The following is a 24,554-nucleotide window of genomic DNA, read 5'->3' as shown; positions in this document are numbered from 1 at the left end:
ATTTATATATATTTGTATTTATTCAGTTATTAACAAGTGAACTATATCTATATTATATACATCTCAAAGCAAATCAATAAAAATATATTAGTATATTCCTATTTATTTACCTTAAAGACAAATTATCCTTTTTACGTATATATGTATATATTTCTATATTCCCATCCTTTAACAAATTTTCTAATTTGTATATTTTAATATATCTCTTTACATAAAATATATATACGTATATTTACATATGTTCTTATTTTAAATTCAAATATATATTCATGTATTTATAAAGATATCATTACATTTCAATATATGCCTAAATATATTTTAATATATGTGTATATTTACGTATATTCGTATATATGTATTAATATTTCTAAATATTCTCAAATATATTGAACTCAGTTTCTTGTTGTGGTATATTGTAAGTATTCGGAAAATATTTACATATATTTACGTATATTTGTATATATACAGTTTTAACGTCAATGGGAGGTCACAGATAATGAATTCAAAAGTTATCGTAGTACATAATTTAAAAGGTGGAGTCGCAAAAACCACAACTGTAATCCAGATGGCAACAGCACTTGTAAAGTTCCATAGCAAGAAAGTTCTTGTCATTGACTGCGACCCGCAGTTCAACACGACTTTCACCTGTGGAGTAGACACAAACGAAATACGAACACTTTGGGATATCTTTGAATATTATACCGGCCAGGAAGATGCTGAAGAAGTCACTATGGACGACATAATAGTGCCTACAAAGGACGGATTTGATCTTGTTCCTGGTGATCTTGAGCTTGTTGGTGCCGATGATGATTATATGGGTGTTTCCGATAACATCAAAACACTTAACAAGGCACTTCGTGACATGAAAAAAGAATATGATTACATTATCATCGATACACCTCCTTCACTTAGCCTTATGGTTAAGAATGCTTACTTTGCTTCACCAAATTCCCAGATAATATGTCCTACAACTCTTGATGTATATGGATATCAGGGACTTGATTCTTTACAAAAGCGTCTTGATCATTTCGCAAAGAAGTACAGAATGACTGAAAATCATCCTGATTTCAAGATAACTGGAATTCTTAGAACCATTGTGGAGTCAAACACCAAGAATGATCAGACATATTCAGAAGGTATTGAATACTTCGCAAATGAGAACAATATTTACTGCTTCAAGGAAATCATCCATAAGACCACACAAGTTAAAAGAGCACAGAACGAGATGCAGAACCTTTTTGACTACAAGGCCGATTCTACCGCAGCCATGGATTACAAATACTTTGTAAAAGAACTCCTGGATCTTGAAAAGAAACTTGATAAGGATGTGAGGTAAACCTATGAGTATTAACGCAGAGAAGAAAAAGAAAAAAGAGTTCCAGGTTCCCGCAGCCATGCAGACAATGATGGCAAGAAATAAAAAAGCTGCATTGGAAGAAGAGAATGAAGCAGTACCAGAGCCTATTGAGGAAGCACCTAAGCCCGTTAAGAAAGCAGTGCCAGCTCAAGACAAAACTCCAGTAAAAGATACAAAACCGGCTCAGGAACAAGCTGTAAAGAATGATGTTAACCCGCCTGTAGAGCCGGTCATTAATACTCCAGTTGTTCCCAAGAGAGTAGATGAGCCAATTTCCCAACCAGTACAGAGTGTTGTGGAAACTACACCATTATCAACATCAAGGATTATTCAGCAAACTACATCCAAGACTAAAAAACGTGGTCCCAAAGTTGAGCCATATTTCATAGGCTCAGAGAAGAGACCGATGCCTCTTGTTCTTAACGAGAGAGATAAGCGTTTTATGGACTTCATGTCAGAAACTTATGGTCGTAATACTAACTTTTTTGTAAGGGCAATGATAGCTCATGAGCTCCAGGCTCGTAAGAAGGAATTTGAACAGTATCTTGCAGAAAACGGAGAAGCCATTTCCGGGAACACCATTGTGAATATATAAATATATTTATATATATTTGTATATATTTACAAATTAGCATATTTCTATTCAAAGAATCGCCGTATTAATTACGACGATTCTTTTAAATTATTCGCGTCTATATTAAATTTGACGTTTGTCAAAATTTCACCTATAATTTTTCTAGAAAAATTCTTTTGGGTGATTTTTTTATGAAGGCTGAAATTGACATCAGACGACTGAAAAAATTCATATCGATTTTTGGAACGCCTCCGGTTTTTTTAGATCACGAAGTAATAAAATCATCTAACGTCACAATTAAATATGACGTTTCAGCGTCTAATTATTCATTATTCTTTAAACCAGTAATTGTCAGAATGGAAACGGTCAATGTCGGAAAAAACAAGATTCCGACCGGCCTGTATATTCTCATAGAAGGGCAGGAGCGATTACCTTTGGCAAAGGTTTTCGATTCTATACCGGCTATTGTAATAGACAGTCGTTTGTCAGAAACCGAAATAGCTTCTCTCGAATTTTTGCTGAACACTGACATTGAAGACTTAGACGAGTCTTCAATCATACAGGTAGTAAAGTTTGGGTATGATCTTATCTTAAGGACTATTGCTCCTGACAAAGGTAAAGATCCGAACCTAATTGATGGCAATATCAACCGGCGTGTCATTGAGGTCCTTTCTGAACTGATACCTATGTCAACACAGAATCTATACAGATATGTAGGTATCATCCGGCACCTCGAGCCACCTCTAATAAATTTATTTAAAAGTGGGGTGCTGAGCCTGAGAGCAGCATACCTGATCTCAAGTGTAAAACCGGATGTTCAGCTCTGTGTATATGATTTCATTTTGAGATACCAGATGATAACTGTTACAGAACAGGATGCCTATACCTTATGCCGATTGATGAAAGAGGAGATTGATTATATGGATGAGCAGAAGTTAAAGGAAATGGAAGAGCAGAACAAGCTGCTCGAAAAAGAGCTCGCTAACGTTAAGAACCAGCTTGCCCAGGCAAGGAGCAAATCAAAGTTATACCGAAAAGAGATACTTGATGCTGTAGACGAAGATATGAGGAGCGGAGCCGGCAGTTATAGTAATATCCCAAATCTAAGTACCCTGCTTGCTATAGAGGACAAGTTTAAGAGCATTAACAGCCTTACCTCAAGTCTTGTTAAGACAATCTACAAAGCTACATCAGTTCAATACGACTTCCATAACAGGGAGCTTGAGAATCTTGAACTTCTCATCAATAAGTTTGTCTCAGTGTATAATGACATTTCCGAGGATGAAAAGCTTGCCGTGGTGAATGAGTCTGATGTAAAGGATGGGGTTCTTAACGCTAAGAAGAAGAGAGGACGGAAAGCATGATTACAAAAATTACTGATCCCTCAGCCGGGGTTATATACAGCCTGAAACTTGTTCTTCAAGAGATGAATCAGAAGGAGACAACTGAGCTGGCAAAGGATATTGAAGAATTAAACGTCCTTCTTGTAAAAAGCGGGGTACATCTAACTTTAAATTCTGCCGGTGAATCGGCAAATGTGGTTCTGTCATATGTAAACAATATCGCTAAGAGAAATGCCGGAAGAAAAAAGTTGATAGGGCAGGCTAAGACCGTTTCGGATGTCTTTAATTATAGAAAATCCCATACATCCGAAGAAGCTGCAGCTTACGCAGGAATCGGCATACGTTCTTATCAGAGAAGAGTTAAGAAGTACAAAGAACTTAATCGTTGGCATGAAGATAACCAGCTTTACTTCTAAATCATCTTATGATGTTAAATGAATGAGCGAGGAACCACAAATTATTTGTGGTTCCTCGCTCATACGTTTTTTAAATCCCATTTTTGAACGCGACACAATTAATTTTGACGTTTTTGGCGTTGTTTGCAATGAAAAATACTTTATTTTCTTCTTATATTATTTTCTATCATGCAGATTCAGAAACTGTCGCTGCCTGAGTCTTCAATTCCTTTTTATATTTATAGAATGTGTTTCTCGCCAGTTTTGTCAGCTTCATCATATCTATATCCGAAAGATTACCATTAAAGTCCTTTGAGGATTTAAGGATGATCTCTTTCATTTCCTTTGATTTTTTCGTGGTAAGTTTCGTTCCTTTTGGTTGTCCGATCTGTTTCCCTTTAAGACGAGCTGTTTCGATACCGCCCTTAGTTCTTTCATGCAGATCCAAGACTTCTTTTTCAGCCTGGTCAAAAGCCACACGAATTTGTCTTTTGGCAAGTTTCCGGAAGTAGTTGTTTATACCTTTAAATATTTCATCCTCATCTGTGCCTGTGAGCTCTATACGGTCTTTGATGTTGTTCTTATATATATCGGTGTCTATATAATGCTCATTCAGGAATACAAGGTTTATGTCTCTATCGAACAGCTCGAAATATGCTTTAATCCCTTCCTCTGCATTACGGCTCATACGGGATACAGAATCGAAAACAATGGTATCTCCGGATTTGACCGACTTACATAATCTACTCCATTCAGGTCTGTCGATTTTTGTTCCCGTGAAGGCTTCCTGTCTTATTATGGCACTGGGATACTCTTTGGATATGTTTCTTATTTGTCTCTCAATGCTCTGCGTTTTTCTCGAAATTCTGCAATAGCCCCAAATTGTACCCATATTGCCCCTCCAAACATATCAAATGTAACGAACATTATTATTGATACTAGATTTTAGGGTATTTTCAAACTGTAGTCAATCACTTTTGATACGTTTTAACATACATTACTTTTAAGACTTTATTTAATAATGCTAATTATGTACTTGCTTCTTAGCGGGAAAGATTGTCCTGATAAAGACGGATTCGGTCTCACTAATAATGAATTGTACTATTTATTAAACTATGACATCGTTTTTTGATATAGTTGTATAATAACGACGGAAAATTAAAAAAATATCACAGTGAGAGAGGGCAGTATAAATATGGCTTTAAAACTCAAAGAATATAAAAATGGTATTTATGGTCTGAAATGCGGAAAGCACTATGTTGTACCGAGTACTTCAGAGAATGATAAGTATGATGTAATAGATAGCAAACGAGATATAGTCTCTCAGGGATTTTCAGATATAGAGGATGCTCAGTGGGCGATCAAGTATTATGAGCTTAGTCCCAGAAAGAAAGAGATTTTTGACAAAATAGCAAAGATGGCCATCTGGGAGCTCAGTGGCATCATGGAACAGTACATCAGAGGAGATGATGTTCTTGGTAATCCTGATGATAATGAATGGCTTTATAAAACGGTACTTGCGTTAAGACACAGGAAAAAATATATGAAGCCTGAGATTCCCGGAAATGCTACCAGCTTTCAGAAACTAAAAGTAGAAGAGAAGAAATAATACTCTCACACTGATACCAAACAAATAGCTGCACGCTCGATCTGAACGAGCGTGCAGCTAATATTTCTTATCAACGGAATTATGTTCACAGCCTTTAAAGCTTTCTCTAGTACACCAATCCTGATCTCACTGCTTATTATTCATAGAAGCGCATTGACACCTGCCCTGTTTCCTCATCAATTGAGGTTGTTATCTGCACAGCTTTGTCAGGAGTGAGCTCTTTAGTGTTTATGATAGCATCCTGCACTGTGTCATTAACCTTTAACATGTTTACAACATCCATAAGAGTTATGGTTGATGTGCTTTTGACTCTTTTATCTGCATCAACCATATCAAGATACAGGTATTTAGCCTTCTTTTCAACATACTCTCTGTCTTCATAAGACATGTTTTCTACATTATAGTCAGCATTTCTTATAATCTTTCTGACCTTTCCAAGCATGTCTGACATATCATTATAGCCACCGCCATAAAACATGTCCGGAGTGAGTTCTATAGGTGCTTTATAATTCTTCATTCCATAAAGTACAACGCCCATGGCATTCTTTATCTTTTCTTTTTCGGCTTGATCCTTTAGATAAACAAAGCCATTACGAACCATGTCATAGTCATATCTAGCTTCTGTTGCTATCTTTAAACATGACTCATCATCGAAAGCATTGTTGATTACAGGTGATACTTCAATTATTATGTCACGGACTCTGGCGATTGTATTTGTTCTTGCAATCACGATATCACTATCTTCCAGAACCGGTTCATCTATCGTATCATCAGATTTTTTCGTGCTAACGCGAAACCTTATAAGCTTTTTTTCGCGTCCTTTTTTTACTTCTTCATATATCTCATATACCTTCTCTGCAAACTCGCTGTCGTTTATTTCATCAAGTATCTTAACCAGAAGATCACGGAATTTATCGTATCTTAAATATGTCGAAACAAGGTGGCTCTTGAAATCGTTAGTTAGATTGTCAAAGTCCTCATTGGTCTCTGATATTTTGAGTCGCTGTGTCAAAGATGATTCAACTTCAGGTGGGATATCCGGCTTGGTACTCATATAACCGATGAGCCATTTGAGTTTATTTGTTCCGATGCTGATTATGTATTCATCACGTGCTTTAAAATTGGAATCTTTAATTATGTTTGTGATTTCACCATTTATTAACTCATAAAACTTCAATGTAAACTGAGACTTTAACCCCATTTCAAGAGATAAAGACACCTTTGTATGTAAGCTCAGATGCATGAGTTCTTTTGCAATATTTGGAGCGTCCTTTTTATTTATAAATTTTATATAAAATGTTTTGTCCTTCGTATCATAATATGCGCCGGATATGAGATTAACAACGCCGGATGTTTTTCCATCATTTCCGGGGATCAGAACTTTAAATTCGTCGACAAAACTTCCCGAACCAATATCGTCAGCCGGAAACAGTGTATCTCTTAGATCAGTCCAGTTAGAGTTTCTGCCTGGTATCAGCGACAAAAAATCCTTCTCTTTAAAAACTGCATTTATTCCTTCTGAAAAATCAAGACGTGACTTTTCCAGAAGCTCACCCTTCATATAAGCCTTTTGTTCCTCTGTGATAGAAAACTCATCCATATCCCGAAGATTGTACAGGGCCATATTAAAGAGTTTAAGAGATGTAATCTGCTGTCGTCCGATAGAATTTATCAGTACAGTACTCTTACTCATAGTGATTGGCACTATCTTCTGTTTCTTTTTTACTTTCGGTTTAGTTTTTCTCAACATAATAAAATCCCAACATCTTAATTCTGAACAATAAAGTCTATTAGTTAATATTATATATTTATGTGGTCTATAAAACAACAATTATTGTACTTTGTAGGGGTGTAAAAACGGGATATATTGCACTTTGTAGGGGTGTTAATATAATATTTCTTGCACTTTGTAGGGGGATTTCAAAGAAAAATGTACTTTGTAGGGGGATATCCATTATGTCTGGTTCCTGAAATCAGGATACAAAATATTATTTCCTGTAGGTCCGAACTGGTTTTTAAACGTTGAATCGTGTCCTTTTAATAATGGATGCAGCATTTGTAATCACCCCTAAAAAGTGCAACTAATGCAAAACTATTAGAAATGTGAGAGTGTAATCCCTTTGTAGAGAGACTTTATAAAGGGATCATGGCGCTTTTCCGGAACAATACAACCATTAATAGACTGCTTTTTCTGTAAGAATATTTGTAAAACAGTCCATATCCCCCTAAAAAGTGCAGAAGAATTTGTAATATCTTCAAATTTATTACTCATCTGATAGAAAATCATGTACTTATTAGGGGGATATGACTTATATGATGTACTTTTTAGGGGGATGAAGCTCTAACTCGTGTACTTTTTAGGGGGATATGAACTAAATCAATGTACTTTTTAGGGGTGTATGGACCACAAAAACCGCTTATATGGGCTATTTGCAACCAAAAATATGGTTAAAGATAATTTCATACACCCCTATAAAGTGCAATGTATTATATATTATCCTTAAAAAGTAAGCCCAGCTGGCACTAAAATAAATACAGTTTCGGGAAAATAGTGCCGAATTGCTGCTCTTTTCAGGGGGATTTACGAAAAAGAATGCACTTTTTAGGGGGATATACGGAAAATCAGTGTACTTTTTAGGGGTGTATGCGAAAAAAAGTGTATTTCAGGGAGAATCAAACCATATTTACCGCACTTTTTAGGGGGATATACAGAATATAATGCACTTTTCAGGGGGATGAAGCTCTAATTCGTGTACTTTTTAGGGGGATGTTCAAAAAAAGAGTGTACTTTTTAGGGGGATGTAACCCAGATTACTCACTTATTCGGGGGAGATCAAGGCATTATTTGCCATTATTTCTATCCTTTTTATTATGAAAAACGAATAAAAACATTTGAAAGCCCCCCTAATAAGTGCAATAAATAAGCCATTTTCTGCTTCATATAAAATGTATCTGATTTTATGCACTTTTTAGGGGTGCAAGCATACACTTTTTAGGGGGATGAGCCCAAAAATCGATATGTTAACGGAATGCACTTTTTAGGGGTATCAATATATACTTTATAGGGGTGTAAACATACACTTTTCAGGGGCGCAAAACTGCACTTTTTAGGGGTAATGAGTTTTAAAAAACCGTATAAACACGTTATTTTGACACTCTAAATCCCCTCTGTAATAATAAATGTTGTTGTTGTAATTAAATTATCTATATATACATATATTAATTAATTACAACAACAAGAATAGCAACTTATTTCGGGTATAGAAATAAACAAACGCGCTGAAGGATTAACAGATCTTTCAGCGCGTTTTTCTTATTCTTTTTTCAATTTTCCCATCTTTATATATTCGATAATTGCGATAGTATTTGCCAAAAACAGGGATATGACAAGGAGCCACATGACTTCAGGTCTTGATTTGTCCATGAAGATATCGACCACCAATGCCAATATCCATAAAAATACTGCCGCCTTTATCTCAAAAGTCCATTTCCATTTTCCTCTAAAAAACATGTGACTCACTCCCTTCTTTATGATTCCATATATAAGATTATACCAAAGCGGAATATACAAATACAGCAGATTGAGATGTATATATTATTTGGAAATGTGACATGCATCCACAAATGCTTGCACAAGCTTCATACTGTCTTCACAAACTTTGTATGAAAACTCCGGATGCCACTGAACAGCCACTGCAAATTGTTGATCCTTTATTTCTATTGCCTCAACTAATCCATCTTCTGAGAAAGCCATCCTTGTCACTCTTGGAGAAATCTCTTTTACTGCTTGATGGTGATAACTGTTGACTTCATGTATGCCGGGTCCAATAATCCTTGCCAGCTTTGTCCCAACTTCTACATTCACCTTATGTGCTGCCTGTTCATACGGTGGCAACATATGATGTTCTACTTCACTATCAAACTCCGATGGCAGATCCTGATAAAGTGTTCCTCCGAGATGAGCATTTATAAATTGGATTCCACGACAGATTCCAAGAAGGGGTTTATCATCCCTTATGCAAAGATCCAACATATATCCTTCCATTGAATCCCTTAATGAACATGGGATTCCGCATTTATCTGTTGCTTCCTGCCCATATACTAAAGGCGATACATCATGTCCCCCGGTAAATAGTATTCCGTCACATATTTTGTAAGCATCATTTAGTTCCGCTTTATCATCAGTTAAAGGAAGCATTACAGGTAATCCACCACATTTTTCTATCACTTTCATATAGCCTGGTAACATCCAGTAACTTTCTTTTTCGTCATCATATAGCGGTATCAATCCTATAATTGGTCTCATATTCTTCTCCATAAATAAAAGGGCATCTGCCTATACTGACAGACACCCTTGCCTTTGATGATTTATATGATAAAGCTATTGGCTGTTTAATACAACCCTGCTTCAGGTATTTTATTCTGGTCATATGTTTTCTCTTTTTTTGGTTCTTTATAAATGATCAGATTTGTAATATGCTGAATCTCAAATGATTCGGAAGGAGATATTAGTAATGAGTGGTGAGAAATCTATAGAGTCAAATCTTAGGTTCGTGGAAGACAGGATAAGGGCTGCATGCGAAAGATCCGGACGGAATCCTTCAGAAGTGACTCTTGTTGCAGTAAGTAAGACAAAGCCCTTTTCAGATATCCTTGAAGCAAGGAAAGCCGGTGCCAAAGAGTTCGGTGAAAACTATGTCCAGGAGATGATGGAGAAAATAGAAGAGGCTTCTAATATATCTGATATGGCCAATGTAAAATGGCATATGATAGGACACCTTCAGAAGAATAAGGTCAAGTACCTTATCGGGAATACAGCTCTTATCCATTCCGTTGATTCCATAGCCCTTGCTGAACAGATTGAGAAAGAAGCAGCAAAGAAGGATGTGGTGATGCGCATTCTTCTTGAAGTTAACGTGGCAGAAGAGGAGAGTAAATGGGGATTTAATACAGAGACCGTGAAGGATGCAGGTAAAGAGATATTGGCTTTCCCTCATGTGAAGGTTCTCGGTCTCATGACTTCAGCACCTTATACAGAGAATCCGGAGACCAACAGACTGTTCTTTAGAGACCTTAATACTTTGGCACATGAGCTTTATGAGGATAAACTCATAGCCGATCAGGACAATGACTTCAAACTCCCGGTTCTTTCCATGGGTATGACCGGGGACTATGAAGTAGCGGTAGAAGAGGGCGCCACAATGGTGAGAGTCGGTACCGCAATATTCGGAAACAGGCACTATAATGTGTAGTGAACTTAAATAATATAGAAAAAAATGGCCTGTGAAGTATTAGCAGTATCTTCACAGGCCTTTTCTTTTTTCTATCCTGATCCGATTCCTCCGGCATCCGAAGCTACAGCATCAGCTTCTACTATTTCCGGGGCACCTTCAGGCGCTTCTGTTTCGCCTATATCCGGCTGATCTTCCGGCTTTTCATCTTCGTCTTCCCAAAGAGATTTATGCTTCTTATTGGTTTTCTTCGACATCATCCGCATTTGTTCTGCCATGGTGTATAGTTCCGGGAACTTTTCCATCAGCTTCTTTAAATCCTTTGCAGGTACACGATCACCTTTTCCGTAACGAATGGCCACCTGCATGCATTTGCTCATTTCTTCGCTTTCCTTGGCATAAGCGTCAGCTTCATTTTTTGCAGCCTGTATATTCTGTAGGGATGCCTGAAGTTCTGTTACCATGGCCGTATAATCACAGTATTCCTTATGTTTTTTCGAAAGTGCCTGGTAGCTAAGTTCCAACCGGTCATAATCTTCCTTTAAGACATCGGCTTTTTCCGGCTCTTCTTCCATTATCTTCGCCAATGATTCCTTCTCATGACGAACTTCGCTCATTCTCATCGTATATTTTCTGATCTGTTTCCCATAGGTAGTGAGGGCATCATTGATTGTGAGTTTTGACATGGCAAACCTCCTGAGATCATGTTCAGTAAATTAAATACTTCCTATTGGGCTTATCGGCAGATTCAGGACAATTTATATAGAAAAAATATATAAAAAAAGCCAAATCGGGAATAGATATGAAGGGCGTTGATTTAAATGGTAAAAATCCTAGTTTTATTAAATCAGCGCCCGACTAACGAATATTTGTAAATATATAAGAATATATACATATATCTATAAATAATAGGTGATTATCTTATTTTGGTTAATCTAAGAATATATGTTCTCTTTCTATGTACATTTTTTTCTCACCTTATTTGCTACGATATTTATAGGATAAGAAGAACAAATAAGCATCATTGGAAAGGATTTGCTTCTTCTTACATCAAAAAGCATCCGTGACCAATACAATGGCGGATGCATATATTGAAAGTATAGAGTAGTGGTCACGAAGAGTGTGACCGGTAGAGAATCAGGAGGACAAAATGGTTAGGATGCCGAACAAAAAGACACTGATGCTAAGGAACATCGATATCCGTATAAGATATGCCGCAGGATACAGCGAAAAGGAAGTCTCTGAGATGTGTGGCATGGAATTGGATGTGTTCCGGAAGAAATGGAATGATGTATTAGAGCGGGTAGATTACCTTTCAAGACAAGGGTTTGAAGATGATGTAAGGGCCTTTATGAATGATGGCATTTTCTGCATAAAAGGCTTTAAGGAGGTGGCAAAGATAGCATGAGTGATAAGAGATATGACGTAGACCGTGAAGATGATCATCCAGACTATGAGTTTGATCATCACGGTGAAAGATCAGGGGACAGTCTTTGGGAATTCGTGACAGTAGAAGTGTTTGCCATATTCATATCCCTGGTTCTACTTCATATTTTCTTTTGAAAAACAAATAAATTCATAAATCAGGTTCAAAAAATCTGTTTAACAAAATACCGGTAAAACCTGTGTAGGGAGGCACAGGATGAATGTTCATATATATCTAACAAGGAGGTTAGACATGAAGGTTATAGCTATTTTACTGATCCTTTTAGGAGTGGCGGGGATCTTTCTTGGTTCCATGATGTTTGGGGACATTGGCCTTGCCTGTATCGTTGGAGCGCTTGCGGCGTTACTTTCAGGAATCGGGTTCCTGATGGTTTCCAGAAAGGTATAGGAGGAGCTGAATCATGAAGAAATGGTCTTTGGCACTTATTTTATCAATGGCAATTATGGCAGGCTGTGGGTCAAATCCAAGTTCTGCTCAGGCTACCGAAGCAAATGTTGAAGTGAAGGATAATCGTACAGAAACCGAGAAAAGCAGCGGTTCAGGCTCTACAGTAGTCGATAACAGACAGAAGAAGGAATCAGCTTCTTCGATGGCTTCAAAATCAGTAAGTGATGATGATTTTGAAAAGACCGGCTATATCTATGAAAACTCGATAGGAGATTCACTTTACTTCTATATAGTAAAGAATAATTCCGCTGCCACAGTAGATATCAACGGAAATGCAACAGCTTATGACTCGGCAGGTAGTGTGATAGGGGCAAGTCAGCGGGATATAGATGTACTTGGTCCCGGTGAGACGAGCCTTATGGTTTTCTACTTTGACAGCGTATCCGGAATAGATAAGGTTGACTGCGCTCTTTCATATGACACAAGTCCATATTATAAGCCGGTCATCAGCAATATCCGTATGGAACAGACTATCAATGATAAGAACTTGACCATAATGGCAACTAATGAAGGCGAAATCAATGCCCAGTTTGTAGAAGCCTACGCTCTTTTCTTTGATTCTGATGGAAAAGTCATTGCATATGATTCCAAATATGTGACTGATAATGACAGTGAGATAAAGCCGGGAGCAACATTATCAGCACAGCTTACCACTTACAATGGTTTTGATCATGTTGAATGTTATCTGACAGGCAGATCAGATGGAGAGGCTTCCGTTTCAACAAACGAAGTATCAGACAGTGACTTTTCTGTTAAGGAATACAGCTATGAAAACACTATAGGCGACAGCATGAGGTTCCTTGTGATAGGAAACAACAGCGAAAAAACCGTAGGGATTAATATCAATATGACAGCATATGATGCATCAGGAAACGTGATCGGTGCTGACGATGGTTCCATAGATGTGGTAGGTCCTGGGGAAGAATCAATAGCAACCTTCTACTTTGACTCTGTGAAGGACATTGACCATGTTGAATATACCATGGGCTATGATACAGATCCTTATTATGGTTCAGTACTTAGTGATCTTGAAGTGGTTCAGAATATAAATGATAAGAACGTGGTCGTTACTGCAACAAACAAGGGAACTGAAGCTGCAAAGTTTGTAGAAGCATACGCTTTATTCCTGGACTCTTCCGGAAACGTAGTTGAATATGGTTCTACATACATAACAGACGGAGACAGTGAGATAAAGCCCGGAGCAACACTTTCAAAGCAGATCACAGCCTATGAGCCATTTGATACGGTTGAACTGTACCTTACCGGACGAAAGGGAGGATTCTAAGCCATGAAGAAGAGAGCATTGGCCATATTCCTTACACTTGCAATTGTTTTATCGGCTCTTTCAGGCTGCGGCAGTCAGGTAGAGGAAGCAAAGCTAGAGGCTTTAAATAATACAAATGCAGAGACTGAAAAAAGTTCGGAACCTACGACAGAAGAGACTACAGAGACTTCCGATGATGGCATGAAGGAACTTGAAGCGATTGGTGACGTAAATGTCGATAAAGGACTTTTCAATGTAACTCTTAATATTCCGAAGGACTTTATAGGAGAGGCTACCCAGGAAGAGCTTGATGAGCTTGCAAAGGAAAAAGGGTTTAAATCTATAACGTTGAACAGCGACGGAAGTGCTACTTATGTGATGAATAAAGCACAGCATGAGGAGCTTCTTTCAGGAATCAGGGATTCCATTAATTCTTCACTCCAAGAGATGGTAGGTTCAGAAGAGTATCCGAATATAACAAAGATCGAAGCTAATGAGGATTTTACAAGCTTTACTGTTACCACAAAGAACAAGGAGCCGGATTTTGCTGAGTCATTTGGAATATTAGCGCTATATATGTATGGCGGCATGTACGGAGTCTTTTCCGGGGAAAAACCTGAGAATGTCCATGTGGATTTTGTGAATGCGGATTCCGGAGAGGTGGTAAGCTCTTCGGATTCGAAGGATATCAGTTCTTAAAATTATCAACTTGTAATCAAATGCATCCGTGACCAATACAATGGCGGGTGCATTTATTTTAATAGCACCTTTAAAATTGTAGATACTTGTTTTGCAAATATTTTCTATTTAGAAACAAATATGAGATTATGTCGAGGTAAATATGGAAAAAACATTATTTGAATCTGAAATCTTTAACAAAGAAGCAAAAGGAATGGCTCCTTTTAGAATCAGGGTAACGGAGTCGATAGGTAACGGTACTCATACGGTTCAAGTCACCCGTGTAGAATTTGATAAAGCTTGCGATAATCTTGTTATTAAAAACGAAGAAATATTGAATGGTTCCGCTTGGCATGATTGAGATTCCAGATCAAGCTGATGTATTCTTCAATCTTTACGAACTGATATAGGGATAACGAACAAAATCATGTACATAGCCATATATGAAAAAAGTCAGTACAATTCCTGATGATTATTTACAAACCATTAATCCACAAATACAAATTAAATATTTGCAAATCTAAATGTTATATTTTTTATCTATGCCAAGTATGTTATACTGATTAAGTACCGTGAACCTTTATTGCTTTAGCATAATCTAGGCAGATTATTAATGTGAGGTAATGGAATGGCTATATCATACAATGGCTTATGGAAACTACTGATTGACAAAAAAAAGAAAAAGACTGACTTGATAGAAGATATAGGAATAAGTAGTAGCACACTGGCAAAAATGAGTAAAGGTGATGCTGTGTCTCTCAACATTCTCGAAAAGATTTGTGAAATGTATGAATGTGATTTTGGCGATATTATGAATTATGAGAAGAGTAATAAAATAGGAGAATAATTATATCTACTATGGGGACTATTATAGAATTCAAAGAATTACCAAAGAATGATTACATGTTGGCCAGATTGTTGGTTTACTGTGCAAAATTTAATATTGTAAATCAAACCTATTCCGTTAGTAAAGAGTTGGCAGATGGATTACTTGCTTGTAAGCCTAACAGGCGAAGTATGAAGCTTGAACAGATTTTTAATAATGTGTTAGACAGATATCCAGACGAAGTAACTATAAAAGATATAGATGTAATGTTTAATCCAGATTATATGGTGGATGTATTGAAGATTCTAATAGCAGCCAGGAAAAGAAAACGATACAGCGTTATCTGGCCTGGCAGATTAGAAAATGAGAAACTGATATACGGAGAAGAAGGCTATCCGGATTATAAGGTATATAAAATAGAAGATTATGACATTACGTGTGTGAGATAGGAGGAATAATAAATGAAGTATTCAGAATTGATAAGCTTTAAGCCAATTGAATCTACCATCCAGTTGCTTGAGACAGCGGATAAGAAGATCGCTCAGGACATGGTACAGACATATGTTATGTCTGATACGATGGCAGAAAACATAAAACCGACTGTTATAGATCAACTGCAGATGGAAGAAGTGGTAGATAACAAAGCGGTCATGATAGTTGGTAACTATGGTACCGGTAAATCACATCTCATGTCTGTTATCGCTGCTATCACAACTGATGCTGATAATCTTCAGTTTGCACAGAACAAGCGCTTTGCAAAGGATATGGAGATTGTTGCCGGAAAGTTTGAAGTTTTGAGACTTAAGGTTGATGGTTTGACCATGCCACTCAGAGAAGTTATCTTGGCTGAAATTGAAGATGACTTCACAAACCGTGGCATCGACTATACGGTTCCGGATTTGAATAATGTCCGCGATAATGCACGTCTGATCAAAGAGGTAATGCAGGTATTTCAGTCAAAGTATCCGGATAAGGGATACTTGATAGTTATAGATGAGTTGCTTTCATACCTGACATCACGTGATGAGAGACAGATTGTTCTGGATCTGGCCTTCCTTCAGTCTATGGCTGAAATGTGCTCCAAGTCGAGAATCCGTCTAATCTGCGGAGTACAGGAGAAGGTGTTCGATAATCCGAGATTCAGTTTTGTAAGCGAGACACTAAAGAAGGTCGGTGACCGTTTTACTCAGATTATCATTACCAAGGAGGCAACAGCCTATGTTGTATCAGAACGTATTTTGAAGAAAACACCGGAGCAGAAGGCTATTATCAGGCAACATTTAGAAAAGTTCTCCGGTTTATACGGTGGAATGTCATCGAAGATGGAGGATTTTGTAGATCTGTTCCCGATTCATCCGTCATACATTGATGTATTTAATAAAATCTATGTCATTGAGAATAGGCATATTCTGAAAAATATATCTATGACTATAAAGGACATCTTTGATACGCAGGTTCCAGAAGATGCACCTGGCGTTATTTCCTTCGATGATTACTGGCCTGCGATTAAGTCTAATGGTCTGTTGAAGAGCGATGTTACAATTAGCCGTGTTGTTGGTGCCAGTGGACAGTTGGAAGAGATCATTAATCGTTCCTTTACTAAGGCTGCATATAAGCCAATGGCAATACAGATCATCTATGCGTTGAGCGTTCATCGTTTGACTACGAATGGCCTGGATGTACAGTTTGGTCTTACAGCAGAGAACCTGAAGGATGATCTTTGTCTTTATTTGACGATGCCGGAACAAGATGCAGATTTCCTTTTGGGAGCAGTAAATGCGACATTGAAGGAAATTATGAAGACGGTTTCTGGCCAGTTTATTATTCATAATGAGTCAAACAATCAGTACTACATCGATGTTGACAAGGTGGTCGATTATGATGAACGTATCAAACAGAAGGCCTCTATAATGTCGGATGATGAATTGAACCGCTATTTCTATACTGTTGTCTATGGGTGTTTAGAGTGGAATGAAAAAGAATATGTTGGTGGATTTAAGATATATCAGTATGATCTTAACTGGAATTCACACAACATCTTCCGTGAAGGCTATCTGTTTATGGGTATTCCTGGCGAAAGAAGCACAGCGCAGCCTGAAAGAGATTTCTATATTCACATCATGCCGCCATTCGGAGATGTGAGTGCAGATACGCATAATCTTGATGATGAAGTGTACTTCTATTTCAGGGGCAATGACGATTTCAAAGAGAATCTTCGTCTTTATGCAGCCGCAAATGCTCAGGCTGATATTAGCGAAGGTAAGGATAAAGATGCTTATCTAGGAAAAGCGGCAATTCTTAAGAAAAAGCTGATCAAATACCTGAGTGAGAATAAGAACACTTGCTTCAATGTGACATATAAGTGCCAGATGAAGCAACTGATTGAGGTTTTGAAAGGTAAATATAACAGAGACATGACATTTAAGGATACCATCGATTTGGCATCCTCTATAAGTTTGGATGAGTATTTTGAAACCATCTATCCTGGATACCCAGTAATGAAGACGAAGATCACTAGAAAGAATCAAGCGGAGAATGTCAAGGCTGCTTTTGATTATTTTGCCGGCAGGAAGAATCAACAGGCAACACTTATGCTACAGAGTTTTGGAATCCTTGATGGTGATAAGATCCGCCCGGAAGGCTCAAAGTATGCTTCGTACTATATTGATATGATCAAGAAGCTACAACCTCAAGGAGTTTTAAATTACACCGATATCTTTGATGAAGAGAAAACTTTTGATGGTCACGTACAGTTTATAGATAAAGAATTTAAAATCAATTATTTGTTTACGCCGATTATCTTTCTTTCATTGGTATATGCAGGATACGCGGTAATCACATTAAAGGATGGTAGTACGCTGACTGCATCAACATTAGATAAGGTTCCAAAGACAAGCGTATTTGACCTATATGAGTTCAAATATCTGTCTAGACCGGCACAGCTTTCTATGTCTGAACTTAAGAAACTGTTTGAAGTATTAGATATCAATCCGGCACTTCTTGATAATCCGAATGACAGAGACAAGGGTGTTGAGGAACTTATAAAGAAATCACTGGAAATGAGTAATAATTCTGTGCTTTCTGATAGAAAGTTATCAGACGGATTTGAATTATGGGGTGAACCGCTTGCTAACCAGCAACAGGTAACAATGATGAGAAATGCTGCAACAGCTGTTAAGGATGAGTTTAGTAATTATCAGAAAAAATTCAATACTCCTGCAAAACTGAATAATTTTAGTTTGACATATGATCAGATTGAAGAACTGGATAAGCAGATTCAGTTGCTTCGCAGGATTCCGGAGTATATTACCTTTAAGACTGACTGTGCGGATATTGTAGGATACATTTCAGCAATCGAGTACATTGATCTTGGAACTGACATGAAGTCTGCTATAGAGGATAGCAAGGCAACCTTCAGGGAAATCCGTGACAGTATCATGGATGGAACCGCAGGTGATGTTGCTGCCGGTAAGGTTGTAGCAAAGCTTGAAAAGATCAAGGAGAAATATATAGACATCTACTTTGATGAGCACAAGAAAAAGAGACTTGGTATTGATGATGCAAAGCGTCGTGGAAAGATTCAGGAAGGACAGTCACTTAGCAATCTCAGGAAGCTGAAAGGAATTGAAATTCTGTCAGGAGCTAAGCTATCAGAACTTGAACAAAGTATGGCTGAACTGAAGGTATGCTACAGTCTTACGCCGCAGGATTTGAAGAGCAGTCCGATTTGCCCTCATTGCCGTTTCAGCTTAGATGACAAGGCAAAGAATGTAGCTGGACAGATTGAGCAGATGGAAGACCGCATCGATCTCATGGTGAATGAGTGGACAAAGATGCTTCTTGATACATTGTCCGATCCTATCATCCTTGACCAGAAGAAATTCTTGAAGGCACAGGAAGCACAAGCAATCGATGATTTTGTATCATCCGGCACTCTTCCTAAAAAGGTGGACGATTTCTTCGTAAATAGCATCAATTCCTTACTTAAGGGATTTGAACCGGTTGTCATTGAGATGGAAGATCTGATGCATAAGCTGGAAGAACTGCCACCGATGGATGAGGGATCTTTTAAAGCAAAGATTAATGAAATAGTTTCAGGCTATACAAAAGGCAAGGACACTGGAAAGCTTCGTATCGTAGTGAAGCGCAGGGAAAGTGAGGATTGATTATGGAATCGAGAAAACTTACAAAGGCGGATTTAGACAAAGTACGCGGAATAGAAGGCTTTCCAATTGGAGAGGATGAAGATATCATTGCACTTTCTGATGCTCCATATTACACTGCTTGCCCGAATCCGTTTATTGAAGAGTTTATTGCGGAGAAAGGCACTGCATATGATGAAACAACAGATAATTATCATAGAGAGCCATTTACAGCTGACGTCAGTGAAGGAAAAAACGATCCAGTTTACAATGCCCACAGTTATCATACAAAAGTTCCTTACAAGGCAATTATGCGGTATATCCTTCATTATACTGAACCAGGAGATATAGTTTTTGACGGCTTTTCCGGAACGGGAATGACTGGAGTCGCTGCTCAGATGTGCGGCAGTGATGGTTCACAGTTAAGTCTGGTCAATAGAGATGAAAACTATGGGGTAAGATATGCAATTTTAAATGATTTAGCTCCAATTGCGTCATTCATTGCACATCATTTCAATACCACGGTTAACACAGGACGTTTATATAGCGAAGGTCGTAGAATCCTAGATGAGTGTGAAAAAGAGGCTGGCTGGATGTATCAAACTGATCATACAGAAGGTAGCGCAAGTTCCTTGCCAGGCTTAAATCAGAAGGGGATTATCAACTATACAATAATGTCAGATGTGTTCATCTGTCCTCATTGTGGTGCAGAAATAAACTTTGGCAAGCAGGCTGTGGATTTTAATAAAAAGGAAATCAAAGATAAATTTGATTGTCCGAAGTGTAAGTCGAGTCTTGCAAAGAAGGACTGCGAGCATGCTATGAATATTTTCTTTGATGAATGTCTTGGGGAGACAAGGTCGGTAGCAAAGATTTCACCAATTCTGATTAACTACACATATGCGGGGAAGACATATTCAAAAACTCCGGATGATAGTGATTTGGAAGTGATAGAGAGAATCGAGAATATGTCGATTCAAGAATGGTATTCGAATAGTCGCATGTGCGTAGGAAAAGAGAGTAGGCGAAACGACAAGTTTGGAATCACACATGTACATGATTTTTGCACAAAACGCAATAATGCTTACTTAGCAGTTTTATATAAGCATATTATTGAATCAGAGTTCAGAGACGAATTGATGTTTGTTTTCACAGCCTCGTTGCAGAGAGCAAATAAAACGAACCGATTTAGATTTGGTGGTACTGGCAATCTCAGCGGAACACTATATATTCCTTCTCTTCAGTTTGAAAGGAATGTAAATCTTTTATATGCAGGAAAGCTCGATGACATTATTAAACAAAAGAATATGATTCCTAAAGGCAACAATGTCATAATAAACACGGGGTCATTATCAAGTTTGCCAAATATACCTGACAATTCAATCGATTATATTTTTACTGATCCGCCATTTGGAGATAATCTAAATTATTCTGAATTAAGTTTTATCTGGGAATCATGGCTAAAAGTGTGCACTGATAATAAGGACGAGGCCATTATAAATTCATCTCAGAATAAAGGCTTGGTTGAATATCAGCAGTTAATGACAGATTGTTTTACAACTTGCTATAGAGTATTGAAACCAAACAGGTGGATGACTGTTGAATTCCATAATTCCAAAAACGCTGTTTGGAATGCTATTCAAGAGAGTTTAAATAGGGCTGGGTTTATTGTAGCTGATGTTAGGACACTTGATAAGCAACAGGGGAGTTTTAAGCAGGTCAATAATAGCTCAGCGGTCAAACAAGATTTAGTTATCTCGGCTTATAAGCCTAAAGAGAGTTTTAGTACGGAGTTTATGAATAAGGCTGGTACAGAAGAATCTGCTTGGGCATTTGTGAGGCAGCATTTAGACAATATACCTGTTGTAGTAATTAATGGTGGAAAAATTGAGATGATTGCTGAAAGGCAAGCATATTTGTTGTTTGACAGAATGGTAGCATATCATATCATGCATGGTATGCCGGTACCGCTTGATGCTTCAGATTTTTATAAGGGTCTGGATGAAAAGTTTTTGGTAAGAGATGGAATGTATTTCCTTCCGGATCAGGTAAATGAATATGATACAGCCCGAATAAAAACAGATGTTGAGCCTATCCAGTTTTCTCTTTTTGTTACTAATGAAAAAACTGCTATAGCGTGGCTATATCAACAGTTGGATACGCCACAAACATATGCGGAATTACAGCCAAAGTTCATGCAAGAAGTAAAGTCGGTAGACAAATTTGAAGCAATGCCTGAGTTACAGGTGATTCTTGAAGAGAATTTTATTCAAGACGAAAAGAAGAGATGGTATATTCCAGACATCAAAAAAGAAGGAGACGTCGTAAAACTACGTGAAAAGAAACTTTGGAAGGAGTTTGAGGACTATCTTGCTTCAAAGGGTAAACTAAAACTATTCCGATCCGAAGCAATCCGCGTGGGATTCGCAAGACTATGGAAAGAGAAGAATTATAAGGCTATTGTTGACATGGCAGAGAGGCTCCCTGAACAGACAATTCAGGAGGATCCGAACATTCTCATGTACTATGATATCAGCTTGAGCCGTGTTTGATTGAAGAGGTGATAAAGTGCTGGAGACAGGAAGATTTGCGTTTGATACAACAAATAACGCAAGTGTGCAGATATTGGAAAAGATTGAAGCCTGGGGATATACATCTTACCGGGTCTTTAATCCTGCCTCCGGTACCGTGTATAAGGTTACGGAGGATCAGCTGAAGGAGGACGGCGGAACTAATACTTACGATGAAAACTATCTGCGATATGTTACGCTGCTTTCTAAAATCAAGAATGAAACCGCAGGAGGCTTGCTGTCTTCCTTGGCAAGCGGCGTTATTCCACTTCCGCATCAGCTTCATGTCCTGAACCGTGCAATGGAGAATAACACAATCCGCTATATTTTGGCGGATGAAGTCGGTCTTGGTAAAACCATTGAAGCCGGTATGGTCATAAAGGAACTGAAAACAAGAGGTCTGGTAAAGCGTGTGCTTGTTGTATGCCCGACCGGTCTTGTAACTCAGTGGGCGGCAGAAATGCAGGAAAAATTCCATGAGAAGTTTAATATTATTTTGCCGTCAGATTACGATACTATTCGTAGGCTGACTGATAATGACGATGTTTATGGTCAGTATGATCAAGTCATTTCTCCGATGGATTCCATTAAGCCTATAGAGAAGCACGCCGGCTGGACTGATGAAAAAGTCGAGAAATATAACGAGGAGCGAATTTATTCCATCATCAATAGTGGATGGGATCTTGTGGTAATTGACGAGGCACACAGAGTTGCCGGGTCCACTGGTGAAGTGGCACGTTATAAACTGGGACATCTGCTTTCACAGGCAAGCCCGTATTTGCTTCTTTTATCAGCCACGCCGCATAACGGAAAGACAGAACCGTTCCTTCGTCTGGTAAGGCTTCTGGATGCAGATGCATTCCCGAATGCAAAATCTATTGTAAAAGAACAGGTGGCACCTTATCTTATCCGAACGGAGAAGCGGGAAGCCATAGATAATAAAGGAAACAAATTATTTAAGAAACGTATCACGCATCTGGTTACACTTACCTGGGATGAACGCCATTCCATGCAGCGGGAGTTATATGAGCTTGTTACGGATTATGTTTCAAAGACCTATAATAAAGCTCTTCGGAACCGTAAAAAGAATATGTGCCTCATATTCTTGCTTATCATCATGCAACGCATGGTAACAAGTAGTACGGCGGCTATTCGCCAGAGTTTAGAGAGACGTCTTCAGGTTCTGAAAAATCAGAGCACACATCTTGGTAATCTTACTGAGGAAGACCTAGCAGAGCTGGATATCGAAGATGGCGTAGAGGATGCGCTGGAGGCAATATCCCTGGATATGGAAGAGGAAATCCAAGAATTGGAGCTTATCATTTCCACGGCAAAGCAGGCGGAGTTCCAGCATCCGGATGTGAAGGTTGAAATACTTACAGATACGATTGATTTGATTTTGAATGAAGAGCCAGATCAGAAGATCATCGTTTTCACGGAGTTTGTAGCAACTCAGAGTTACCTTCGCCAGCTGCTTGAAAACAAAGGATATACTGTTTCTATTCTCAATGGTGGAATGAGTATTGAGGAACGAAATGAAGCCCTGCGTGAGTTCCGCGAGAAAACAAGTATTTTTATTTCTACGGATGCCGGTGGTGAAGGTTTGAACCTTCAGTTCTCTAATATCATCATAAATTATGACCTGCCGTGGAATCCGATGAAAATTGAACAGCGATGTGGTCGTGCGGATCGTATCGGCCAGAAGAGGGATGTTCATATTTATAATTTCATCATTACCGATACGGTCGAAAATCGTGTCAGAGAAGTCCTGGAAGAAAAGCTGTCAGTGATTCTTGCAGAAATGGGCGTTGATAAGTATTCGGATGTGCTGGATAGCGAAGTGGCAGAATGCGATTTCACGGATGCCTACATGAATACCATTGCAAAGCCCTACAAGCTGGAAGAGAGTTTAAAACCTATAGAGTCCGAGATGCGACAGCAGCTTAAAAACTCTAATCAGTACAAAGAGATTATTCGGGAAGAGAAGGATCTGCAAGAACTGGTTGGCCAGGAATCTGATTTTGATGTGGATGCAGCGTTAAGGCTTATGCTTGCCTACTATAATGGCTGGCAGGGACAGGAATCTACATTGATTGATCGTATAGGAATGACCGATACAGAAATAACAAGACATCTGAAGACAGACATCATCCAAGATCGGATGTCGCCTATCTTGTCTGTAGGAATAAAAGACTTTCCGAATGAGGAAGGTTACTTTATGCTGTGGGAACTTTCGATCTCAGATGGAGAGAGCAGTAAGAGATTTGTTCCTATTTTCGTTAATAAAGACTTCGTACTCAGACCGGTTGCCGGTAAACGCATCATGGATCAATTCCTGGATGCGAATTCCAGGCTGACGGTCAGTGAAGTCCAGAATCTTCCGGCAGAGGCCTATGAAAAGCTGGAAAAGATGAGCATGGATTTTGCCTATGATACATTTGTGGAGCTCAAAGAAAAACAGCTTCATAAGAATCAGGAATCCTATAACAAATATATGTATGCGCTGCAGCTGCGGACAGAGGCTGCAGACCATATCGGAATTGAAAACATTCGTAAATCCCGTTTGCAGAGACTTGAAAAAGAACGGGAAGAAATTGAAAGAAGCTTTGCGAAGGGAAATAAGGTGTATCCTGATTTCCGGTTATCATTACTTGTGAGATTGGAGGCGTAG

The 24,554-nt window shown here is 38.3% G+C and carries 22 protein-coding genes; 17 read left to right on the top strand and 5 right to left on the bottom strand.

Annotated features, from left to right (window positions below; all coding sequences use genetic code 11):
- Positions 1-496 precede the first annotated feature (496 nt).
- The 4 genes from T357_RS20360 (at position 497) to T357_RS0111785 (ending at position 3,690) form a co-directional block, all read left to right on the top strand.
- Positions 497-1,336 carry a ParA family protein gene (locus T357_RS20360; protein WP_049962403.1) on the top strand — a complete coding sequence of 280 codons (840 nt, stop codon included), beginning with the start codon at positions 497-499 and terminating at the stop codon, positions 1,334-1,336.
- Positions 1,337-1,340: 4 nt separating this feature from the next.
- A complete protein-coding gene (locus T357_RS0111795; RefSeq protein WP_031552778.1) occupies positions 1,341-1,952 on the top strand; it encodes a hypothetical protein in 612 nt (203 codons plus the stop codon).
- A 170-nt stretch (positions 1,953-2,122) separates the two neighbouring features.
- Positions 2,123-3,295, top strand: a complete 1,173-nt coding sequence (locus T357_RS0111790) for a hypothetical protein (protein WP_031552775.1) — start codon at positions 2,123-2,125, stop codon at positions 3,293-3,295.
- On the top strand, positions 3,292-3,690 hold the full coding sequence (locus T357_RS0111785) for a hypothetical protein (RefSeq protein WP_031552773.1): 399 nt from the start codon (positions 3,292-3,294) through the stop codon (positions 3,688-3,690). Before T357_RS0111790 ends, T357_RS0111785 begins: the two co-directional genes overlap by 4 nt.
- A 166-nt stretch (positions 3,691-3,856) precedes the next feature.
- Here T357_RS0111785 and T357_RS0111780 read toward each other — a convergent pair whose 3' ends face one another.
- Complete coding sequence (locus T357_RS0111780; RefSeq protein WP_044916830.1) at positions 3,857-4,561, bottom strand: recombinase family protein; 705 nt, start codon at positions 4,559-4,561, stop codon at positions 3,857-3,859.
- A gap of 303 nt (positions 4,562-4,864) precedes the next feature.
- Between T357_RS0111780 and T357_RS0111775 the strand changes: the two genes are divergently transcribed.
- Positions 4,865-5,278, top strand: coding sequence for a hypothetical protein (locus T357_RS0111775; RefSeq protein WP_031552767.1), 414 nt, complete (start codon positions 4,865-4,867; stop codon positions 5,276-5,278).
- A 136-nt stretch (positions 5,279-5,414) separates the two neighbouring features.
- Here the strand turns inward: T357_RS0111775 and T357_RS0111770 are convergent, their stop codons facing one another.
- The 3 genes from T357_RS0111770 to T357_RS0111760 all read right to left on the bottom strand — a co-directional run bounded on the left by T357_RS0111770 (position 5,415) and on the right by T357_RS0111760 (position 9,584).
- Positions 5,415-6,971 carry a hypothetical protein gene (locus T357_RS0111770; protein ID WP_197027345.1) on the bottom strand — a complete coding sequence of 519 codons (1,557 nt, stop codon included), beginning with the start codon at positions 6,969-6,971 and terminating at the stop codon, positions 5,415-5,417.
- 1,620 nt (positions 6,972-8,591) lie between these two features.
- Positions 8,592-8,789: a hypothetical protein gene (locus tag T357_RS0111765; protein WP_031552762.1), complete on the bottom strand. Its 198-nt coding sequence runs from the start codon at positions 8,787-8,789 to the stop codon at positions 8,592-8,594.
- A gap of 84 nt (positions 8,790-8,873) precedes the next feature.
- Positions 8,874-9,584, bottom strand: coding sequence for a gamma-glutamyl-gamma-aminobutyrate hydrolase family protein (locus T357_RS0111760; RefSeq protein ID WP_031552759.1), 711 nt, complete (start codon positions 9,582-9,584; stop codon positions 8,874-8,876).
- A gap of 208 nt (positions 9,585-9,792) precedes the next feature.
- Here T357_RS0111760 and T357_RS0111755 point away from each other — a divergent pair, with 208 nt between their 5' ends.
- Positions 9,793-10,530: a YggS family pyridoxal phosphate-dependent enzyme gene (locus tag T357_RS0111755; RefSeq protein ID WP_031552756.1), complete on the top strand. Its 738-nt coding sequence runs from the start codon at positions 9,793-9,795 to the stop codon at positions 10,528-10,530.
- Between the two features lie 71 nt (positions 10,531-10,601).
- On the opposite strand, the gene T357_RS0111750 is transcribed toward T357_RS0111755, so the two are convergent.
- The gene (locus tag T357_RS0111750) at positions 10,602-11,195 is read right to left on the bottom strand and encodes a hypothetical protein (protein WP_031552753.1); all 594 of its coding nucleotides are present in this window, start codon (positions 11,193-11,195) and stop codon (positions 10,602-10,604) included.
- Positions 11,196-11,659: 464 nt separating this feature from the next.
- Between T357_RS0111750 and T357_RS0111745 the strand changes: the two genes are divergently transcribed.
- The 11 genes from T357_RS0111745 (at position 11,660) to T357_RS0111695 (ending at position 24,554) form a co-directional block, all read left to right on the top strand.
- Entirely contained in the window at positions 11,660-11,917 is a 258-nt protein-coding gene (locus T357_RS0111745) for a hypothetical protein (RefSeq protein WP_031552749.1), read from the top strand.
- Complete coding sequence (locus T357_RS21205) at positions 11,914-12,072, top strand: hypothetical protein (protein WP_155991403.1); 159 nt, start codon at positions 11,914-11,916, stop codon at positions 12,070-12,072. Before T357_RS0111745 ends, T357_RS21205 begins: the two co-directional genes overlap by 4 nt.
- Positions 12,073-12,187: 115 nt before the next feature.
- Complete coding sequence (locus T357_RS21460) at positions 12,188-12,343, top strand: hypothetical protein (protein WP_197027343.1); 156 nt, start codon at positions 12,188-12,190, stop codon at positions 12,341-12,343.
- A 13-nt stretch (positions 12,344-12,356) separates the two neighbouring features.
- The gene (locus T357_RS0111730; protein ID WP_031552746.1) at positions 12,357-13,688 is read left to right on the top strand and encodes a hypothetical protein; all 1,332 of its coding nucleotides are present in this window, start codon (positions 12,357-12,359) and stop codon (positions 13,686-13,688) included.
- A 3-nt stretch (positions 13,689-13,691) separates the two neighbouring features.
- A complete protein-coding gene (locus T357_RS0111725) occupies positions 13,692-14,366 on the top strand; it encodes a hypothetical protein (protein ID WP_031552744.1) in 675 nt (224 codons plus the stop codon).
- 142 nt (positions 14,367-14,508) lie between these two features.
- Positions 14,509-14,706, top strand: a complete 198-nt coding sequence (locus T357_RS0111720; protein ID WP_031552741.1) for a hypothetical protein — start codon at positions 14,509-14,511, stop codon at positions 14,704-14,706.
- A 267-nt stretch (positions 14,707-14,973) separates the two neighbouring features.
- A complete protein-coding gene (locus T357_RS0111715; RefSeq protein WP_031552737.1) occupies positions 14,974-15,192 on the top strand; it encodes a helix-turn-helix domain-containing protein in 219 nt (72 codons plus the stop codon).
- An 11-nt stretch (positions 15,193-15,203) separates the two neighbouring features.
- A complete protein-coding gene (gene brxF, locus T357_RS0111710; RefSeq protein WP_031552733.1) occupies positions 15,204-15,620 on the top strand; it encodes a BREX-3 system P-loop-containing protein BrxF in 417 nt (138 codons plus the stop codon).
- 12 nt (positions 15,621-15,632) lie between these two features.
- On the top strand, positions 15,633-19,337 hold the full coding sequence (locus T357_RS19305; RefSeq protein WP_031552730.1) for a DUF6079 family protein: 3,705 nt from the start codon (positions 15,633-15,635) through the stop codon (positions 19,335-19,337).
- Between the two features lie 2 nt (positions 19,338-19,339).
- Entirely contained in the window at positions 19,340-21,865 is a 2,526-nt protein-coding gene (locus T357_RS0111700; protein WP_031552727.1) for a DNA methyltransferase, read from the top strand.
- 16 nt (positions 21,866-21,881) lie between these two features.
- Positions 21,882-24,554 (top strand): DEAD/DEAH box helicase, encoded by a 2,673-nt coding sequence (locus T357_RS0111695; RefSeq protein WP_031552724.1) that lies wholly within the window; start codon positions 21,882-21,884, stop codon positions 24,552-24,554.

Origin of the sequence: Oribacterium sp. FC2011 (genome assembly GCF_000701645.1) — a bacterium.
In the GTDB taxonomy this organism is placed as follows: domain Bacteria; phylum Bacillota; class Clostridia; order Lachnospirales; family Lachnospiraceae; genus Oribacterium.
This window is presented reverse-complemented; position numbering and strand designations above follow the sequence as displayed.